This is a genomic window from Actinomadura sp. SCN-SB (genome assembly GCF_043906805.1).
Taxonomy (GTDB): domain Bacteria; phylum Actinomycetota; class Actinomycetes; order Streptosporangiales; family Streptosporangiaceae; genus Spirillospora.
The window spans coordinates 1-16227 of record NZ_JBIMPP010000109.1; the positions used below are offsets into that span (position 1 = coordinate 1).

Annotated in this window: 18 protein-coding genes; 8 read left to right on the forward strand and 10 right to left on the reverse strand. The window is 64.6% G+C overall.

What is annotated here, in order from left to right; all coding sequences use genetic code 11:
• Nucleotides 1–217: hypothetical protein (locus ACGWYJ_RS37165; RefSeq protein ID WP_395111266.1), on the forward strand; the 217-nt coding region annotated here is incomplete at its 5' end.
• Between the two features lie 208 nt (nt 218–425).
• The gene (locus ACGWYJ_RS37170) at nt 426–581 is read left to right on the forward strand and encodes a hypothetical protein (RefSeq protein WP_395111267.1); all 156 of its coding nucleotides are present in this window, start codon (nt 426–428) and stop codon (nt 579–581) included.
• 59 nt (nt 582–640) lie between these two features.
• Here ACGWYJ_RS37170 and ACGWYJ_RS37175 read toward each other — a convergent pair whose 3' ends face one another.
• The 8 genes from ACGWYJ_RS37175 to fxlM form a co-directional block, all read right to left on the reverse strand.
• Nucleotides 641–1561 (reverse strand): XamI family restriction endonuclease, encoded by a 921-nt coding sequence (locus tag ACGWYJ_RS37175; RefSeq protein ID WP_395111268.1) that lies wholly within the window; start codon nt 1559–1561, stop codon nt 641–643.
• The gene (locus ACGWYJ_RS37180; protein WP_395111269.1) at nt 1530–3170 is read right to left on the reverse strand and encodes an Eco57I restriction-modification methylase domain-containing protein; all 1641 of its coding nucleotides are present in this window, start codon (nt 3168–3170) and stop codon (nt 1530–1532) included. The genes ACGWYJ_RS37175 and ACGWYJ_RS37180 overlap by 32 nt, the downstream gene beginning before the upstream one ends.
• Nucleotides 3171–3195: 25 nt before the next feature.
• Nucleotides 3196–3699: a hypothetical protein gene (locus ACGWYJ_RS37185; protein ID WP_395111270.1), complete on the reverse strand. Its 504-nt coding sequence runs from the start codon at nt 3697–3699 to the stop codon at nt 3196–3198.
• 301 nt (nt 3700–4000) lie between these two features.
• A complete protein-coding gene (locus ACGWYJ_RS37190; RefSeq protein ID WP_395111271.1) occupies nt 4001–4918 on the reverse strand; it encodes a thiopeptide-type bacteriocin biosynthesis protein in 918 nt (305 codons plus the stop codon).
• A gap of 68 nt (nt 4919–4986) precedes the next feature.
• A complete protein-coding gene (locus ACGWYJ_RS37195) occupies nt 4987–6135 on the reverse strand; it encodes a lanthionine synthetase C family protein (RefSeq protein WP_395111272.1) in 1149 nt (382 codons plus the stop codon).
• Nucleotides 6132–9251 (reverse strand): lantibiotic dehydratase, encoded by a 3120-nt coding sequence (locus ACGWYJ_RS37200; RefSeq protein WP_395111273.1) that lies wholly within the window; start codon nt 9249–9251, stop codon nt 6132–6134. The genes ACGWYJ_RS37195 and ACGWYJ_RS37200 overlap by 4 nt, the downstream gene beginning before the upstream one ends.
• Before the next feature lie 142 nt (nt 9252–9393).
• On the reverse strand, nt 9394–9603 hold the full coding sequence (locus ACGWYJ_RS37205; protein WP_395111274.1) for an FxLD family lanthipeptide: 210 nt from the start codon (nt 9601–9603) through the stop codon (nt 9394–9396).
• 61 nt (nt 9604–9664) lie between these two features.
• Nucleotides 9665–10885, reverse strand: a complete 1221-nt coding sequence (gene fxlM / locus ACGWYJ_RS37210) for a methyltransferase, FxLD system (RefSeq protein ID WP_395111275.1) — start codon at nt 10883–10885, stop codon at nt 9665–9667.
• Nucleotides 10886–11234: 349 nt separating this feature from the next.
• Here fxlM and ACGWYJ_RS37215 point away from each other — a divergent pair, with 349 nt between their 5' ends.
• Nucleotides 11235–12602 (forward strand): helix-turn-helix domain-containing protein, encoded by a 1368-nt coding sequence (locus ACGWYJ_RS37215; protein WP_395111276.1) that lies wholly within the window; start codon nt 11235–11237, stop codon nt 12600–12602.
• 9 nt (nt 12603–12611) lie between these two features.
• Here ACGWYJ_RS37215 and ACGWYJ_RS37220 read toward each other — a convergent pair whose 3' ends face one another.
• Nucleotides 12612–12815 carry a DUF397 domain-containing protein gene (locus ACGWYJ_RS37220; protein WP_395111277.1) on the reverse strand — a complete coding sequence of 68 codons (204 nt, stop codon included), beginning with the start codon at nt 12813–12815 and terminating at the stop codon, nt 12612–12614.
• Entirely contained in the window at nt 12803–13627 is an 825-nt protein-coding gene (locus ACGWYJ_RS37225) for a Scr1 family TA system antitoxin-like transcriptional regulator (RefSeq protein ID WP_395111278.1), read from the reverse strand. Before ACGWYJ_RS37225 ends, ACGWYJ_RS37220 begins: the two co-directional genes overlap by 13 nt.
• A 256-nt stretch (nt 13628–13883) precedes the next feature.
• Between ACGWYJ_RS37225 and ACGWYJ_RS37230 the strand changes: the two genes are divergently transcribed.
• The 5 genes from ACGWYJ_RS37230 to ACGWYJ_RS37250 all read left to right on the forward strand — a co-directional run bounded on the left by ACGWYJ_RS37230 (nt 13884) and on the right by ACGWYJ_RS37250 (nt 16214).
• Entirely contained in the window at nt 13884–14288 is a 405-nt protein-coding gene (locus tag ACGWYJ_RS37230) for a hypothetical protein (RefSeq protein WP_395111279.1), read from the forward strand.
• A complete protein-coding gene (locus tag ACGWYJ_RS37235) occupies nt 14272–14751 on the forward strand; it encodes an ATP-binding protein (RefSeq protein ID WP_395111280.1) in 480 nt (159 codons plus the stop codon). Before ACGWYJ_RS37230 ends, ACGWYJ_RS37235 begins: the two co-directional genes overlap by 17 nt.
• Before the next feature lie 122 nt (nt 14752–14873).
• On the forward strand, nt 14874–15086 hold the full coding sequence (locus tag ACGWYJ_RS37240; protein ID WP_395111281.1) for a helix-turn-helix domain-containing protein: 213 nt from the start codon (nt 14874–14876) through the stop codon (nt 15084–15086).
• Between the two features lie 278 nt (nt 15087–15364).
• Nucleotides 15365–15697: a hypothetical protein gene (locus ACGWYJ_RS37245; protein WP_395111282.1), complete on the forward strand. Its 333-nt coding sequence runs from the start codon at nt 15365–15367 to the stop codon at nt 15695–15697.
• Between the two features lie 136 nt (nt 15698–15833).
• Nucleotides 15834–16214, forward strand: coding sequence for a hypothetical protein (locus ACGWYJ_RS37250; RefSeq protein WP_395111283.1), 381 nt, complete (start codon nt 15834–15836; stop codon nt 16212–16214).
• Nucleotides 16215–16227: the final 13 nt, after the last annotated feature.

Genomic DNA, 16227 nt, shown 5'->3' on the forward strand with positions numbered 1-16227 from the left:
CCTTCTTGCAACTCTGCAAAGTGCAGACAGAGAAATGGCTGAAATTTTCGACTATGGACAGCCGAGAGAGACCGCTCTGGTTGGGAGTCCTCAAACCACTCTGCTTCCGGGGCGAAAGGTCGCCTGGAATATTGGCTTCAGCGTCGACGATCCCGACGATATGATCTTGGAAATCACACCCGATCCCGAGATCGGTGGGGTCATCTACGGTTCGTGAAATTCTTCGCAGAGCACCCGGGCGAAGCAATGATGTTGTGGAAGCCTGAGATATGGCTGGGGTGATGGCGTCGCGAGCGCCGCGCCAGGTGGTCTGATAGAGGCCGGCGGCTCCGTGGCACAGGCCGGGCTCGGTCATTTGCCGGGCTGGTGCAGCGGGTCATCCCCGACTGCCACCGCGCACCGTGCTGGAGGCTGGGGGCTCCGTCATGGTCGCCAGGTGGGGCGTCCAGAGCGAGGCCGAGTACGTGGCGGCAGAGCGGCAGTTGCGTGTCATCCAGGGCAGAGGGAACGGGTTCAGCGGAGAGGACATCGTCGAGCTGGAGCGGAAGGCGGACGAACCCTCAATGCGGATCCTACGATGAAGCCGGGTGCAGCGCCCACCCGTTATACACGAACGGTCTGGCTGGGCACTGCGCGGCAATCACGGCTTTGTCGCCGCGATGAAATCATGAAGAGGTGATAGATCGTGTGCCCATAGCAGTGATAGACCACGTTCTTGGGCGTAGGTTAGATTGGCGAGTACGAACACGCCTGAAAGAATCGCAGTTGGGACGATGTTCGTAGTACCAAATTCCTTCCGCCATTCAACTGCCTTTACTGCGGCGTCGTTATTTATCCGCTTGTAGCTGTTGGTGCCGCTATTTGACACCTTGCATTCTATGGGCATCAAGCGCCCATCCCAAAGGCGCACAACTACGTCAGCCTTTCTGCTGCCCACTTCACATTCCGCACAAAACTCGCCCACGGCGGGAGCCTTGGACAGGTTCTCGATCTTTCTCGGCGGAACCTCGTTCAAACGGCATTCCTGGCGCAAAAAGTCCTTGACGCGCGACTCTTGCATGTCCTTGCCTTCGTTGCGGCGAATTGTTTCAACATTGCGCATTGCCTGCATGGCGGCAGTGCTGATGATCGCGATGTTCGTCTCACTCTCGAGAGGTTCCCTCTCCTCAGCCAACCAAGGAAAACGCTCGCGATCAAGGCCAAGTAAAATAACGCTCATAAGCGTTGTAGCTCGTTCCGGATTCTTACGCATAAGAGTGGGCGCCATGGTGACGCTCGCAAGCGTCTCCAGATCATCCTTGCTTACCGGAGGTCCGGACAGGTACCTAGCTGTTTCCGCCAACTTTCTATCGCTCAAGATGTCAACGGCAAACTCGCGTATCCGGGTGAGGTCGGTTGTCATCTCGAGGATGGTTTCAATAGCTTCCCTTGCCTCTTGGAATCGTTCCAAGTACTTCTCAAGCGGCTCGCCCATGCGCTCTTGCCGGAAGTAGTCAATGGCGATACAACGGGCATCCTCAAGCTGTGGCTCAGTCCAGACTGGGGGCATCACCTGGGACATCAGTGAGTAGCACCTCCGGTGCAGGCACGGGGAGTCGCTCCATCTCCCGTGGTTCGAACTTCGTCAAGCCACCAGCATAGGTACGACCTTGCCCAGTTACCACCGATGCGCGCAGGTATTTTACGAGCCTCTCCACTGCACGGTCAGGTAGCGGCCCGCGCGGGTACAGCCCGTGCGCGATGTTGATGTGCCTGGCCTCTGCGAGGTTCCGGACGAAGGCCGGCGGCCGTCGCGCCATGTAGGTTGCCAGGATCGGTGCAGGCTCGCGCAGGCCAACGCTCCACCACGCACGCCGGTTCCTGGCGATGTAGGTGTCAGCAGCCCCGTTGCGTTTTGCGGTCTGGAGGAACGAGTCTACTGCTTGTCGCTCCTGTGAGGAAAGCTGGTCGAGATCTGTAGGCAAGTCAATAACCAGTCTAAGAGACCGATCATCGACTAGTTGTTCTCCAGCATCAAATAGTTCACGGGCACGGGTCACCGAAGGGAAAAGCACTTTTTCCGGTAGCGATGTAGCACCACGACTGGTAATCCAGGTGGAATTTGAGCCGGTTACTTGCCCGCGGTGGACGCGAAACAACTCTCCGAGTTCGATATAACTTTCTGGAAGCTTCGGGCTAACTCGCACCAAGGGACCCCAGCGAGGGGCCTCGTATAGGCGTTCGCGAGAGATATTTCGGCCGCCTGCCAGTGTTTTCAAATCCTCAAGGCGCTTTACACTGCTTAGTCGGAGTGACCTGGGTCTTTCACCGATCCGGAAGCACGAAATTGCAGCAGTTGTGGTGGCATCGGAAAACGCTGCTACTGTTGGCTCCAAAACGTGAATACTTTGTCCTCCCAAGTCATTGAGGAGAAGCTCACGGATCAAGCGCCCGTAATTAACATCTAGCCATTCTGCGGACGTAATAAAGGTGCCGAAGTCGCCTGGCTTGCCATGTTCTGCCGTAGCGAGGAAAAAGTGTGCATGCAATCCAGCAAGCCGACTTGCCGCAATGTCGTGTCGCTTCGCAATGCGCACAAGCCATTGTTTCCATTCTGATGAAATGAGATGATGGCGAACGTAGGGGGGATTGCCGATAAACAAAGTGCGACCAGATATGGGCTGCAGTACAATGGCGCGATAATCTGATAGGTATACGCATGTCCGGGAGGCAAGCCCACTTGCAGCTAGATTGGCTCGTGCGATGAGCGTAGCAACTGGATCTACATCGGCACCAACGAGTTTGGCCTGGGGCCATTGGCGACCGGCGGCAATCAGATAGCGTGCGGACCCAATACCCGGATCTACGACTCGCTCGGGATTGCTTTGATTTGCCGCCCAGTCGAGCATGCTTTTAACGATTGTTTGAGGAGTATAGGTCTGTCCGAGGGGCCGTCGTTGCTCTGCCGAATAGATGCGACAATACGCCTCCCCTAGAGGATCTTCGCCAGTGATAATGCGCTGCCGTAGATCCTCTAGGGCTTCCTCGTCCAAGTGGCCATTAGTTGCCTTCTCGGATATTTGCAGTTCTTCCGGTGACAAGCCAGTTACTGTCTGCGCGCCCAGTCGTAGGCTTGCCTCTAGGAGAGTGGGGAGGTCGGTTATCATACTAGAAGCTTCTGCCATATTCATCTCATTAACCGTTGAGGGGAGGGGGTTACGGGCGTGCTTTTTGTTCGTACTGAGGAAGAGCCTCTTCTAGTGGAACTGTCTCCGGCTCTATTGCTCTGGTCAGCACCTCATAGTCGTGATTGCTGATTGGAACCAGGGTGCGCCGGATATGGATTGCCCAGCTCTCAGGAAATGTTTCTAGGCGAGGTGCCAGAGTTGCAAGCTCGGGCCCCTTGCCCCATGGCGTTATTTCGTCCAGGCTAATTGGGCAACTGCGCGTGAATATCCGACCGCCAATTTCCATTGGTGGCTTTAGTTCTGAGAGTGAGCCCGTCAGTTCTGCAGTACCTACAACCCGGCCTCTGTCTCGACTTGGGTTGCGAAAGCAGCCACGCGTGAGGTAGAGAACGAGGCGATCGTTTGCTTTTAGTTGATCGACAATGCGAGTTCGTTGCGGCGCAAAGGCCATGCGCCGCTCCCTCAGGACCCAGAGCAGGCCTTCGCGATCGCCTAGAACGAGCAGGAAGTTGCTTCGATCCAACCCTTGCATGGGTCGACTATACTACGGTCGACACCCTGGTGGAAAGCAAGACACGCCAGAGATCCCATACGCTGTTCGACGCAGCTGCCATGCTGGCAGACGATCCGTCCCTCTGGCTGGGAGGGTGAGCCGTGTACTCATGCACTACCGCGCTTGTGAGGTCCGGTCGTACTGATCGCTCGCGCTGGCCTCATTCGGCTCATGTGGCAAATGACAGGTCCCTCGTTTTGAAGATTCCCGGGCTGACTTTTCCTTGGAACTCCCGGAAGTGGCAGGTACGGCCTGACGCAGCGACCTTGAAAGTTATTTGCTAGGGTAGGGCTGCCGTCCTGGCTGCTCGTGAGAGGTTAGCCTGCGTGGTCGTGGATAGGCCGAGGCGGTTCCAATGGAAGATCACTTGGTGGCTGAGGATGTGGCGGAGTCCTCGGTCTAGGTTGCCGGCGCCTGCAGCTTGGCCGAGGACGCGCCCAGACTGGTTGAAGGCAGCCGCCCATGGCTGCGCGGAGTTGAGTGGTCCCTCGATATTGAACAGTGGCCCCTCTATGTGAGGAGCAGTGTTGATTAGGGGGGCGAGGGTGGCTGCTAGGTCGTTAATGCGGCTCGTAGGAGCGTTAGTGCTTGGACGGAGTTGGGTCACGCGGTGCCAGACATCTCCCTGTTCAAAGGTGTCCAGGCCAGCAGCGTGGAGGAGGATGGTGCACAGCAGCATCGAGATCTCGCGGCGACCGATGGGTAGGGGCTGCTGTATGTAGTGGATGAAGTAGCGGGTGTCGTCGCAGAAAAGCTTGTGTGCGGCGTCGATTCCAGTGGGGCCGCCGAACGCGGCGCTCTCCGGCTCGTATATAGCTGGCCACCACGTGGCAAGGGCGCCTTCTTCGGTGAGGTCTTGCAAGAGCGCCGTGATATCGCTCTCTGCCTGTTCGCGGTCGGTGGCCGGATTGATGTGTAGGCGGATGCGCCAGCAGGGGTGCTTGCGGATAAACCACCAGCCGGTGATCGTCTCGCGCTCCTGCAGGTCGTTGATGCGCGGGGCGAGGGTGGTGGCCGTCTGTTCGGCGGCTTGCCAGTCGTGGAACTGGACGCGGATTTCGTACCAGGTTTGATCGGAGGCCTGGGCTTGGATTAGCGCGTCTTGTCCAGCCGACTTGAACAGCTCGATGGCCTCTTCAACGGCGGTGACTGTCGTACGGAGCCGCACGGCGATGTCTTGTGGCGGTTCGCCCGCCAAAGCCGCTAGGACGCCGTCGGCGAGGTGTTGTGGGTGGAGAGGTGTTTGCGCCGGAGGCTGGGCGGGTTCTAGACGAGGAGTAGGCATGCGTCCCATCCGGACCGTGGCGGGTGGTCAGGGTGCGCCAAGGTGAGCGAGGCCAGCGCCACGCCCGTAGTGCCGTCCAAGAAGCTGGTGTCGGTGTGGGCCTGGTCGGCGCGCTGTTGGAGCATGTCGGCTAGGTGGGGGAGTGCCTGGCTGATGGCTGGGGTGATGGCGTCGCGAGCGGCACGCCAAGTGGTCTGGTAGAGGCCGGCGGCTCCGTGGCACAAGCCGGGCTCGGTGATGGCTTGAAGTTGGGCCCGGTCGGTGACGCTGGCGGCTAGGGCGTCCTCGGCGTTGCGCTGTCGGGCGGCGTCTCCGAGGGCCTTGGCTGCGAGTTGGAGGGCGCGGGCGATGCCGGGCGTGCCGTAGCACCAGGACGGACGGTGTAGGCCGGATTGATTGAGGCGGCCGGTCGCGAGTTCGGTGCGGCTGATCCACTGCGGCCACCATGGTCCGGATGAGCCGTCCCGTTGCCATCGGTCGAACCAGCGGCATAGGTCGTGGATGATCTCGTGCTGGCCGTCCACCAGGACGCCACGGTGGGCGGCCAACGACAGCAGCGCCAGGATCCCGGCGGCGCCGTGGGCCATGCCCAGGTTCGCGTGACCGCCGGGGGTGGGCAGGATTGGGTCGGGGTCATGGTTGACCCACCATCCGGGGATGTCGGTCCGGTGGGGACGCGTCAGGCGCACCAGGTAGCCGAGCACCGCGCGGAGGACGTCGGCGTGGGGCGCCTGCCGTAGCAACAGCGCACCGAGGCCGGTCAGGCCGTAGAACAGGTCGTATTCGCCGAACGTCGCAGCCTGACCGGAGTCGATCCGGGCCAGCGCCGCAGCGACGCGGCGGCGGGTGAGTTCTTCGACGTGGGCGTTGATGGTCCGGGAGGCGGAGCCGTAGCGGGGGACGCCGTCGGTCTGTGCCGCGTGCAGGAGGAAGGCGATGGCGGGTGCGCCGTAGTAGAGCCCGGCTTGGTCAGCGACGATGACCTCGCCGCGCGCGGCGGCCTGCACCCATGCGTGTGCCTCGCGCCAGGCAGAGGCGTCGGCGTGGGCGCGCTCGATGTGCAGCAGCGCGGTTCCCGCAGTGCCTCGGGCTAGCGATTGGGTCAGGGGAGGGCTCTCGACGGCCGTCATGGTGCGGCCGCTTTCGATAGGGCCAGGTCGCGCAGTGCCGCAGCGCGGGCGAACCGGTTGGTGGTCCGTTCTCGTTCTGGATCGACGCCGAGGCTGCGTACGTAGTGATCGTGAAGGAGCGTTTTGAGGACGACGGCGGCCGCATCGTCCTCGCCCCGCTCGGCGATCAGCTGTTCCTGGTAGGAGCGCAGTGCGAGGCAGCGCTCCCGCCAGGCCGCGGCGGTGGCTTCACCGCTGGGGAGGCTGGCCAGGACGGTCTCGCTGTCGGTGCCCGAGAGCAGTAGCGCCGTGTCCCGGATGTGCTGGTCGAGTTTGCCGCTGCCCTGGGGAAGTTGGTCGACGAGCCATTGGGATCCGGTGCGCGGCGAGGGGGCGAGTGCGGCGGCCAGGTCGGCCATCGATGCGGCGGTTATCGCCTGCGAAGGCAGGTCGGCCTGGGCGGCCATGTTGATCTGCGCGATTGCGGCGGCGGAGTCGGTGGCGGCGACCTGTTCGGCGGCGTCCACGGGTCCGTATCTGCCGGATTGGGGACGGTAGGAGGCGAGCACCAGGTCAGCGAGAAGACCCTGAGCATGAAGCCCAACACCGAAGTCGGCGAGGCACGCGGCGGCGGAGCCGTAGGCATGGCTGTTGCGTAGCCGCAGGTACAGCCACAGCTCCTGGACGGTGTCCGGACGGGTGGTATCGCGGTGTCGCCGGAACCACCAGCGCAGGACATCGGCACCGAGGCTGGCGATGAGCGCTGGTAGATGAGCAGTGAGGATTTCGTTGTAGCGGGAGTGGTGCCCCAGTAGGCGTGCATGAAGGACGGTTCCTCGACCCGGCAGCGATACCGGGGCCAGAGGGCGGGCAGCGGTGATTGTGATGCGCTGCCGGGAGGTGAGCGAGGCCGAGCTCGTTGTGGTGAAGGGCGTGAGGAACTCACAGGGGCGGCCGATCCAGGCTGTCTCCGAAGGGGCGGGAGCCTCTTGCAGTTCCACCTTCCCGGCGACCTCCAGACGGGTGCGCAGCAGGGTTCGGTCCAGCCCCTGATCCAAGTCCAGCGGTAGTCGCCGGTCGCCTTGGATCAGGGTGAGGTGGCTTGGGGCGTTCCAGCGGTCGCACCAGGCGGCCAGGGCCTTTTCCCATGCCTGCACGCTGTCCTGCGGGTCGGGAAGTTCGGAGGCCGACAGGATCCAACGGGCGGGGGACAGCACGCTGCGGCCGTAGCGGACGCTGGGAAGGTGCGGCAGTGTGCGCGCGATTCCGAAGTCGAAGGGGCCGTAGACCGCGCAGCGGGCGGTGGCCACCTCGGCCAGGAAGCGCGCTAGAGGCGGTGTGTGCACCGACGCCTCAAGGGCGTGCAGGGCCCACGGCTGCACGCGTTGGCCAGTGGGTTGGTGGACGAGGTACATGTGCGTTGCGTCGGCGGTGACCGCCAGCTCGTCCAGGCTGATTGGTTGCGCGTGCGGCGGTTCGGCGAGGGAGTCTGGGTGCTCGCCGATGCTGATCACAGCGGGCAGCAGCGGCTGCACGCGTACGACGTTGCCGTTGTGTGCGCGGCGCGGCGGGAAGGACAGCTGGGCCACGAGGTCGTCGCTGCTGCTGGCCGCGGTGTAGGAGGAGGCCAGCAGCTCCCGCGCCGAGGCCGGCAGTAGGTGTGTGAAGCGCCCGGCCATGCTGCTCTGTACGCGGGGAGCCCCCGTCACCCAGAGGCGGAACCGCCCGCGTTGCAGAGCCTCGATCGAATCAGTGAGGACCTGGAAGGCCAACTCCACACGCTGCGGCGCGACCATCTCGTCTTGCCCGCCCACCGTGAGGGCGGCGATGTCGTCATCGGTCAGCTCGATCTCACGGCGGCCGTCCACGGCTGCCCGTTGGACGAGGGTCAGCAGTTCCACATCGCGATCAGTCGGCTGCCGGGCGGCGCGGCCACGGGATGCCCCGAGGTACCCCGCCGGAAAGCCGAGCCCACTGTCGGAGACCAGTTCCCGGACCGGCACCATTGCCCCCGGCCCGTAGCGTCCGCGGAACTGGACGTGGAAGTCACGCCATGCCTCGGTGCCAAAGCGGTGAGGGGACAGCCGCACCAACGCTTCCACGGCCCTGGCGGCCTCGTCCAGAACACCAGAGGGAAGCGTGATCTCCGCATCGACCTCGGTATCGGCTGCGAGCGTGTACGAGGACTGGCCGCAGATCGCCCGCATCCGGCGGGTAAAGCCTCTGACCGTGACGGGCACTGGCTGGGATCGGGCATGGGCGATCAGCTCGGCGTGGACCTCGGTGAGTTCGGCCAGGACGCTGGCAAGGTCCGGCACTCGGTCCGCCTCGGCGGCCCGCAGCCGACCCAACAGGTACTCCAAGCCGTCCACCACCGTCGCCGGTGGACGTAGGCCGGTGAGTAGCACCCCTTGTTCGACCAGCTCCGTCAGCAACGTCTCGATGGAAGCCGATGGCACGCCGGGGAACTGCTCACCCAATGAGGCGTGCAGCTCTGCGAAGACGATCGGGTGTGCTGCCGCCGCGAGGACGGCCTGCACGGCACGCGTGCACCGCACGGAGACCTCAACCAGCGGGCCAGCTTCGGAGCCGGACGAGGGACGGCCAGGAACGACGAACCGGCCTCCGCGAACCTCGCCGGCATTGTTGGCCACCACCGTCAGGCGGCGAAGCAGCTCCGGATGCCGCTCGATCCGATCGATAAGCGAGTGCAGCCATTGCGCGTCGGCGTGCAGGGTGAGCCGGTCTGCCGAGCCGAGAGCGGCATGGGCTTTCGTTCCGACGTTCACCGTGGTGATTCCGGCGAAGACGCCGAAGGGGGTGGTCCGCCGCTGCCACCGCAGCAGGTACGCCCCCAGGGTGAGCAGCAAGCGCCTCAAGCGGGCGTCATTGGCGCGGTCGCCGACCCCATCGGTGATGACCTGCTCTACCTGCTCGGCAAAGGCGGGGCTGGCCAGGTTCAGGGCTACGCGGACGGCGGGTGACTCCCACACACTCCGCAACCATTCGAGTGCCGGGCCCCGTAGCGCGGCGTCGTCGAAGAAATCGAACTCGCTGGGCACTTCCAGGTCACCGGGGTCAGTGCCGATGCGGGCCAGCACCACACCAGCGGGCTTGTAGAGGCGCCGTGCGCCCATCGCCACGCCTCCCCATCTGTGGTCGGTTTGTTAAGCCAGTCGATCCGGTGGGCGGCACCGCACACCTGGGGCGCCGGACGTGCCCGCAGGACGCTACGGTGCCGCCCACATCAGTTCCGGATGCGTGAAGCGCAGGGGCCGATCAGAAGGGGTCGTTGGCGGCGGTGTTGCAGGCGCTGCCGCTGCACGAGCTTCCGCAGCCGTCGCCGGTGTCGCACATCAGCTTGGCGATCGGGTAGGCGGCCTCGACCACCCGCAGGTCCAGGTCGAACTCGTCGACGGCGACGCCGCCGGGGTCGAGGACCGGGTCCGTCGCGGGCTCGGGGGCCAGGACAGGGGCTGAGGCGGTCATGGGAGTACTCCTTACCTTGGTAGACGGTTCTCCCTGCGAAACCACCTGGCCATCGGAACGATCAGGGTGACGGCCAGGAGATCGTGATGTGGCGGTGCTTCTTGCTGATGACCGCGCCCTCGGGCAGGTGGTCAAGCGGGGCGCTGATCGGCCACACGGTGATGTCGGGTTCAGGCCCGCTGCGGTGGTCGCGGTCCCATCGCCGTACCTGCTCGGCCAGGACGGCGGCGACCTCCCGGGCGCGGGGACCGTAGGCATGGGCGCCGAACTCGACCGTTCCCGGCTCCGCCGGCCGCGTGGAGAGGTAGGCGAAGGAGTCGCCGTCCACCATGGCGTAGGGGAACCAGCGGCCGCCCTCTTCCACCGCCAGGCCGGGCTGGCCCTGGCTGGTGTCCACGGCCAGGCCGCAGAAGCCGGGCAAGGTGGTCGCCAGCCAGAGCGGCAGGGTGGCGAACGGCTCCGTCCGCCCGACCAGAACGCCCGACCACGCGGCGGCGGGCTCGGTGCTCAGCACCCCGTCCAGCAGGCTCGGCTCCTGCAGGGTGCCGTCGTCGAACCGCAGCCCGACCTGTTCCCCGCGCAGCAGCCACAGCCGTTCGTCGTGGGCCCCGGCGCCCTGCATCTTGACGAAGCCGCAGACGTGCGCCGACCGGCTCACCAGATGGTCGCCTTCGCGTTCCAGGGCCAGCGAACGCGTCACGCCGCGCATCCGCAGCGGCACGACGAGCCTGCCGTCCTTGGCCAGTTGCTCGGTCCATGCCGGAGGGATGTCCCAGGCGCCGACGGTGACGATGATGCGGTCGTAGGGCGCGTGCTCGGGCACGCCTCCCTCGGCGTCGGCGAGCAGGACGTTCACCCGGTCGTACCCGGCCTCGTTCAGGAACGAGCGCGCCCGGTCGGTGACGTCGGGGTCGATGTCGACGGTCGTGACGTGGCCCTGCGCGCCGACCAGCTCGGCGATGAGCGCGGCGTTGTAGCCGCCCGAGCCGATCTCCAGGACACGCATGCCCGGCGTGATCTGCGCCTGCTCCAGCTGGCCCGCCTGGATCTCCGGTGCGGACACGGTGCTGATCGGCGTGCCGTACTCGTTGCGCTTGACGACCACGATGTCGCGGGCGTACGCCTCCTCCAGCGACGCGTCCGGGGCGAACACGTGCCGGGGCACCGCGCGGAACGCCTCCGCGATGCTGTCAGTGGCGATGACGCCATCGGAGATCAGGTCTTCCACGAGCCGTTCCCGCAGGTCAGCGGGGGACGGAGTAGCGACGGTGTCGTTGTTCATTCGCGGCAGTGTAGGCATCGCAGGTCCTCACTCCCCCTGACACGGCCGAGCCGCTATGAGTCCATGGCGTGAAGGCGACATCGCCACGGACGACCGGAACCGACGACGGGTGAACGCGGACCCGCTCAGCTCGGAGCCACGGGAGATGCCGGCGGCTCGCGCGGGCGGCAGGGTGCTGTGCATCTGTCTTGTCCACCCCGAGCTGGGGCTACGCCGGACCTTGTCCATGCGCCTACTCAAGCGCCGATCCAGCCCCGAAGAAATTGGCAGTTACCTTCAAGGCCCTTGTCACGACGTTGCAACCCCAAAGAGGCCTTGCACGGCTCTGTTGCGGTGTTACGTTGCGCCTGTGGACCCCCAGGCCCGGGACAACATCGCCGCCGAGCTCCGCGCCACGGGCACCGCCGCAGGCTGGTCACCCTGGCAACTCGTGCAGGCCATCCACGACAAGGCCCAGACTCCAACGCTGCTGATGGCATGGCGGCTGGCCACCGGTCAGACGCAAGACGAGGTCGTCAACGGCGTTCAGGGCCTGGCCGCTGACGACGGCCGACCATGCGCCATCAGCGTCCAGAGCTTGTCGAAATACGAGAACGGGCACCACACACCCGGCCCGTTCTACAAGCGCTACCTCGCGCTGTGGTTCCGGTGCAGGCTGGACCGCCTGGGCCTAGCCGACGAAGACCCGCTCGATACTCTGGTGGGAGAGGTTCCAGCGCTTCCCCAACCCCAGGAGGACGATGTGGAGCGTCGCAATTTCCTCGGACTCGCCGCGGCGGCGCCCCTGGTCGTCAGTCTCGACAGCACACGCTCACGGATGGACGAAGGGCTGCGCCGCGTACTGCCCGCCCAGGATCTCCAGCACTGGTGGGACGCCACCGCAGATCACGTAGCCGCCTACGGGACCATGCCGCCCACCGGCCTGCTCAAGCGCCTGGCCCCCGACCTCGATTCCATCGCCGCACTGGCCGAACGCTATCCACACCAGCGTGACCTGCACCTGATCGCCTCACGCCTCTGCGGGCTCACCGGCGCGCTGCACACCGACCTTCAGCAGGACCGTGTTGCACGCGACTGGCTGCACACCGCCAACCGCTACGCCGAACTGTCCGGGAACACCGCCCAGCAGTACTGGGTCGCCATGGCCCAGGCGATGGCCCTCATGTACGCGCCCACGCCCCAACCCCACCGCGTCGTCACGATCGCCGATCGCGCCCGCAACACCCTGGGGAAAGCGCCCAGCGCATCCGCTGCCCAGCTCACCGGCCTGGCCGCACGCGCTCACGCCCAGCTCGGCCGCCACGCCCAAGCCCACACCGAACTCCACAAGGCCCGCAGCATCTTCGACGGCCTGGGCGAGACCCAGATCAACGAGCCGTTCTTCGGGTTCCCCACCCAGGAAATGACCATGTACTCGTCCCAAGTGCTCAGCCGTACCGGCGCCTCCACCGCCTGGGACGAACAAACCCGCGCGCTGGCCGGATACGCCCTCGACGACCCGATGGACCGCCCCCTCATCCTGCTGGATCGAGCGCGCTACGTCACCGGACAGGGCGACGCCGACCACGCCGCCCGCATCGCAGGCGACGCCATCGGCGCCGTTCCGCAACAGCTCCGAGTCCCGCTCCTGCTCACACAGGTAGAGGACGTCGCAAGCCTCATCGCCCAGCGGTCACCGCAAGCGGCGGACCATCTGCGCCAATCCGTTCACGCCTGAAGCAGGCGCTCACGCCTCCGAGTCGTACTGGCCGGCCTTGATGCTGGAGATCAAAGCGGCCATTTCCTCCGGGCGGCAGCGGAGCCGCGGCCCATTTGGCTGCTTGGAGTCGCGCACAAGAATCTCGCGTGATTGAGGAGTGCGGCCCAGCTCAACGCACTGACCGCCATTGGAGCCGCTGTAAGAAGACTTGCGCCACTTCACAACTTCCATGACTCTGCCACTTTCTCCATGAGCTCAAGCGATGCTTTGTCCGGTAGTGCTGCCGAGTGTATGCGCTGCCAGGTCTTGACGATCTGGGACACCTTCTCATGCCCCTCGATCATGCGGCCAGTGAGCGCGTCGTCGAGATGGGCGATCTCGGCCCCATCAACCTTGGCGATCACGAACGGACAGCTCACACTGTACTCGGTGCCTGCGGGAATGATCTGCATGATGATGTCGGGATGCTCCGCCAGCTCGAGCAACCGGACGAGCTGTTCGTGCATCACCTTCGGTCCGCCCACGCACCGCCGAATGGCGTACTCGTCCATGACGAAGACGCAGGTCGGTGGATCGCCCTGTTCGAGAACGGCCTGCCGTTCCAACCGATCGAGTACGCGTTGTTCCAGGTCCATGGGGGCCTGATGGTTGTATTGGAGGACCGCCCGCGCGTAGTCCGGGGTCTGGAGCAGTCCGGGAACCACCGAGAGCTCGTACCACAGCACCGTGGAAGCCTGCTCCTCGACTTCCTTCCACTCCGACCACTCGGGCGATATATCTCGGCTCACCCATTTGACCAGAAGGCGCTCTAGGTACCCGGGCGCGTCCTCGCCTGCATCGGGCTTTCGGGTACCCAGCTTGTCCTCGCAGAGCCGTAGCTCTTTGAGTTTCGGTACGCGCTTACCCGTCTCCCACATGCCAATGGTCGAAGGCGCAACGTAGATCGCTTCGGCCAATTGCTTCCCGGTAAGCCCAGCAGCCTCGCGCGCATGGGCGAGCTCTTTACCCCACAGCTGTAGCGCTGTCTCGCGTTTCGGTGCCATCGATCTTTCACATCCTTGTGTGAACGGTGGCCGGGACTTCACATGCAGGTCTAGGGCTGTTAACGCTTCCCAGCGTATCAACCATTCGCCACGCTGTAGGGGCCGAAACAACGGCCACAGCGCAAGCGAAGCGGATAAGGCCACCCGTTGGCATTGACGCTCACGCCCCTCATCCCGCCGGTGGGAACCACATCGGACTCCGGGGCGGCGCGCTGTAGCGCCAGCAACCGAGAGCAACAGCCGAGAGGGAGTGACGGTGTCCACCAAGCAAGACCGCACCCGGCATCATCCCCACCCGCCCCACACCCCTGAGGCGCCCCTCCACGCCTTGGCACGGTTGCTGGCGTCCATGCAGACCCCAGCTCTGCACCTCACAGGCGGGACGATCCGCGGGCGGGAGTGCCTGTGTGTGCGTGTGGACGGTGACCAGGCGGTCCTGCGGGTGGTTGTCGCAGAGGGCAGCAACAGTTACCGGCCTTGGTTCGAGCTCATCACCGTCGATGGCGACGTGGTCCCGCTGGCTCCGGCCGCCGATGCCCAGCGTGCGGCCGAACGCATGCGGCCGGAGCTGCACGCCCGGCACGGCGAGGCCGTTCGAAGACCACGCGACGTGGAGCTGGGGCACTACTGGCCAGGAGGACCCAATGCTTACCTCCGGTGACCAGCACCCCGAGCCCTGGAGCCCGGCGGAGTTGCCGGCCGGATGCCAAGGCGAGTTCCGCCTTGGTGCGCTAGAGGACGTCCCGCGCGCGCGTCACTGGATCAGGGCGACGCTGGACAAGCTCACTGCTTCGTCAGCAAGTGCCACGGCCCACCTGGTCGACGCGGTGGAGCTGTGCGCGGCCGAGTTGCTTGCGAACGCAGCGCAGTGCTCGGACATGTCGCCCACGAGAGCGGTCTGTGCGCGCCTAGCGATGCTGCGGGACGCGGGCAACGGCCAGCGCGCTGTACGTGTGGAGGTGAACGACCCCGGCAACGCGCGGGGTGAGCGGCCAGCCGCACGACTGGCCGAACCCGATGCCGAGTCCGGACGGGGCCTGGCCATCGTGGCCACGCTCGCCTCGCGCTGGGGAACGACCACCGCAAACCGCGGAAATCTCGTCTGGTTCGAGGTCGAGTACTAGCCCTCGACAGAAGACGTGCAGTACCGGCCCCCACCCACCAAAGAAGGGGTCGTGTGGCTGTGGCGGCCGGTACTGCACCCCTGTGATTGCCAATTCCGAGACCGATAAATCGAGAGGGGACGATGGAGGCAAAGCCATCGGCAGAACGCGAAACTCTGCTGACTCCAGGTGAAGTCGCAAAGATGTTCGGCGTCTCTACCACCACTGTGACCCGCTGGGCCAGGGCCGGACGAGCCCCATCGCTCCTCACACCTGGCGGTCAGCGCCGGTTCCCAGCAATCCGGATGCGTGAGCTGCGGCAACAGGATATGAGCGGAACCTTGAAGGACACGTAGCCGCGCCCCTGGACCGGGAACGCGCTCGGCGGCAGGTTGATGTAACCCCCCGAGTCACCTGCGCGGGGCGCGTTCCCACCCTGATGTCGTGACCCCTGCGAAGCGCGGGGAGAGGGGCACCTCATGGTGCCGCGGCAGACCTCTTAGCCGATGACCGCGGGGGTCACGACATCTTCATCTCGCGGGCGGGCTGATTTGCCCAGATGCGAGCCAGAGAAATCAGAGTTGCCCGGGGGTTTGCAGGACGACCCCTCAAACGAGCAAAGGAGATGCGGCTAATGGATCAACTCGACCGACCCACTGCCAATCCGGTGCGCTCGCCTGATCCACTGGCCGTGCTCCATGGCATGATACGGGCTAGATATCCGATGATTATTGCGGCGCATGTGGAGAAGGATTCTGCGAAGGTCGCACACGACTCGAACGAGCCAGATCTCTACGTGGTCGTCACCTACAAGAACCGCGGGCCGTGGCGAGTTCTTTGGGATGGCAGCTACCTTCGCTTTCAGCATCTTCCGCCTGGCGTTCCCCTGGGCCGTGCAAACAGTCTGGCTGAAATCGGGGACGTTGCTGACGCTGTGGCCTACGCCCTGGGCGTTGAGGAGCTGTAGCGATCAGGCTGCTTCGGCGGGTCCTGTAGCAGTGAGGCCTATGAGCCACGGTGGCGGATCTGTCAGGGGTCCCACGTACGGTGATTCTCATGACTACCTGTCCCGCTCCTCGACCAGTACCTCCCGGAGTCTGGTCATGAGGGGTGATGAAGCTCGGGTCGTGGATGCCTTCTGCCGGTACCTCCGGGTCCATGGGTGGACGGTCGAGAGAGAACAAGCGTTCTGCGACGTTGTTGCCAAACGTGACGGCCAGACGTTGTACGCAGAGGCCAAGGGACGTACCTCGTCCCCTGGTCTGGACGTCGACACCCTGTACGGCCAGTTGCTCCGGCGCATTCCCGACACGGCAGACGGCACGGAGATCCTCGGTGTGGTCGTGCCCACGCTGGCCGTTTCTGCGGCGCTTCGAGTCGGCGTCCGTGTCAGGGAGTTGCTTGGCATCCACGTATTCGAAGTGACTGACGACGACGTCGTCCGTCACCATGCCGACTTCGCGCAGAACCCGCTGACGTCATAGGTAGCGTTCCCTG

Bases quoted from the DNA above. Each gene is read 5' to 3' on its own strand.
- ACGWYJ_RS37175 (WP_395111268.1), bottom strand. From the start codon at position 1,561: ATGTCCCAGGTGATGCCCCCAGTCTGGACTGAGCCACAGCTTGAGGAT.
- ACGWYJ_RS37250 (WP_395111283.1), top strand. From the start codon at position 15,834: ATGAGGGGTGATGAAGCTCGGGTCGTGGATGCCTTCTGCCGGTACCTC.
- ACGWYJ_RS37220 (WP_395111277.1), bottom strand. From the start codon at position 12,815: ATGGAAGTTGTGAAGTGGCGCAAGTCTTCTTACAGCGGCTCCAATGGC.
- ACGWYJ_RS37195 (WP_395111272.1), bottom strand. From the start codon at position 6,135: ATGACGGCCGTCGAGAGCCCTCCCCTGACCCAATCGCTAGCCCGAGGC.
- ACGWYJ_RS37170 (WP_395111267.1), top strand. From the start codon at position 426: ATGGTCGCCAGGTGGGGCGTCCAGAGCGAGGCCGAGTACGTGGCGGCA.
- fxlM (WP_395111275.1), bottom strand. From the start codon at position 10,885: ATGAACAACGACACCGTCGCTACTCCGTCCCCCGCTGACCTGCGGGAA.
- ACGWYJ_RS37245 (WP_395111282.1), top strand. From the start codon at position 15,365: ATGGATCAACTCGACCGACCCACTGCCAATCCGGTGCGCTCGCCTGAT.
- ACGWYJ_RS37200 (WP_395111273.1), bottom strand. From the start codon at position 9,251: ATGGGCGCACGGCGCCTCTACAAGCCCGCTGGTGTGGTGCTGGCCCGC.
- ACGWYJ_RS37205 (WP_395111274.1), bottom strand. From the start codon at position 9,603: ATGACCGCCTCAGCCCCTGTCCTGGCCCCCGAGCCCGCGACGGACCCG.
- ACGWYJ_RS37240 (WP_395111281.1), top strand. From the start codon at position 14,874: ATGGAGGCAAAGCCATCGGCAGAACGCGAAACTCTGCTGACTCCAGGT.
- ACGWYJ_RS37235 (WP_395111280.1), top strand. From the start codon at position 14,272: ATGCTTACCTCCGGTGACCAGCACCCCGAGCCCTGGAGCCCGGCGGAG.
- ACGWYJ_RS37180 (WP_395111269.1), bottom strand. From the start codon at position 3,170: ATGAATATGGCAGAAGCTTCTAGTATGATAACCGACCTCCCCACTCTC.
- ACGWYJ_RS37185 (WP_395111270.1), bottom strand. From the start codon at position 3,699: ATGCAAGGGTTGGATCGAAGCAACTTCCTGCTCGTTCTAGGCGATCGC.
- ACGWYJ_RS37225 (WP_395111278.1), bottom strand. From the start codon at position 13,627: ATGGCACCGAAACGCGAGACAGCGCTACAGCTGTGGGGTAAAGAGCTC.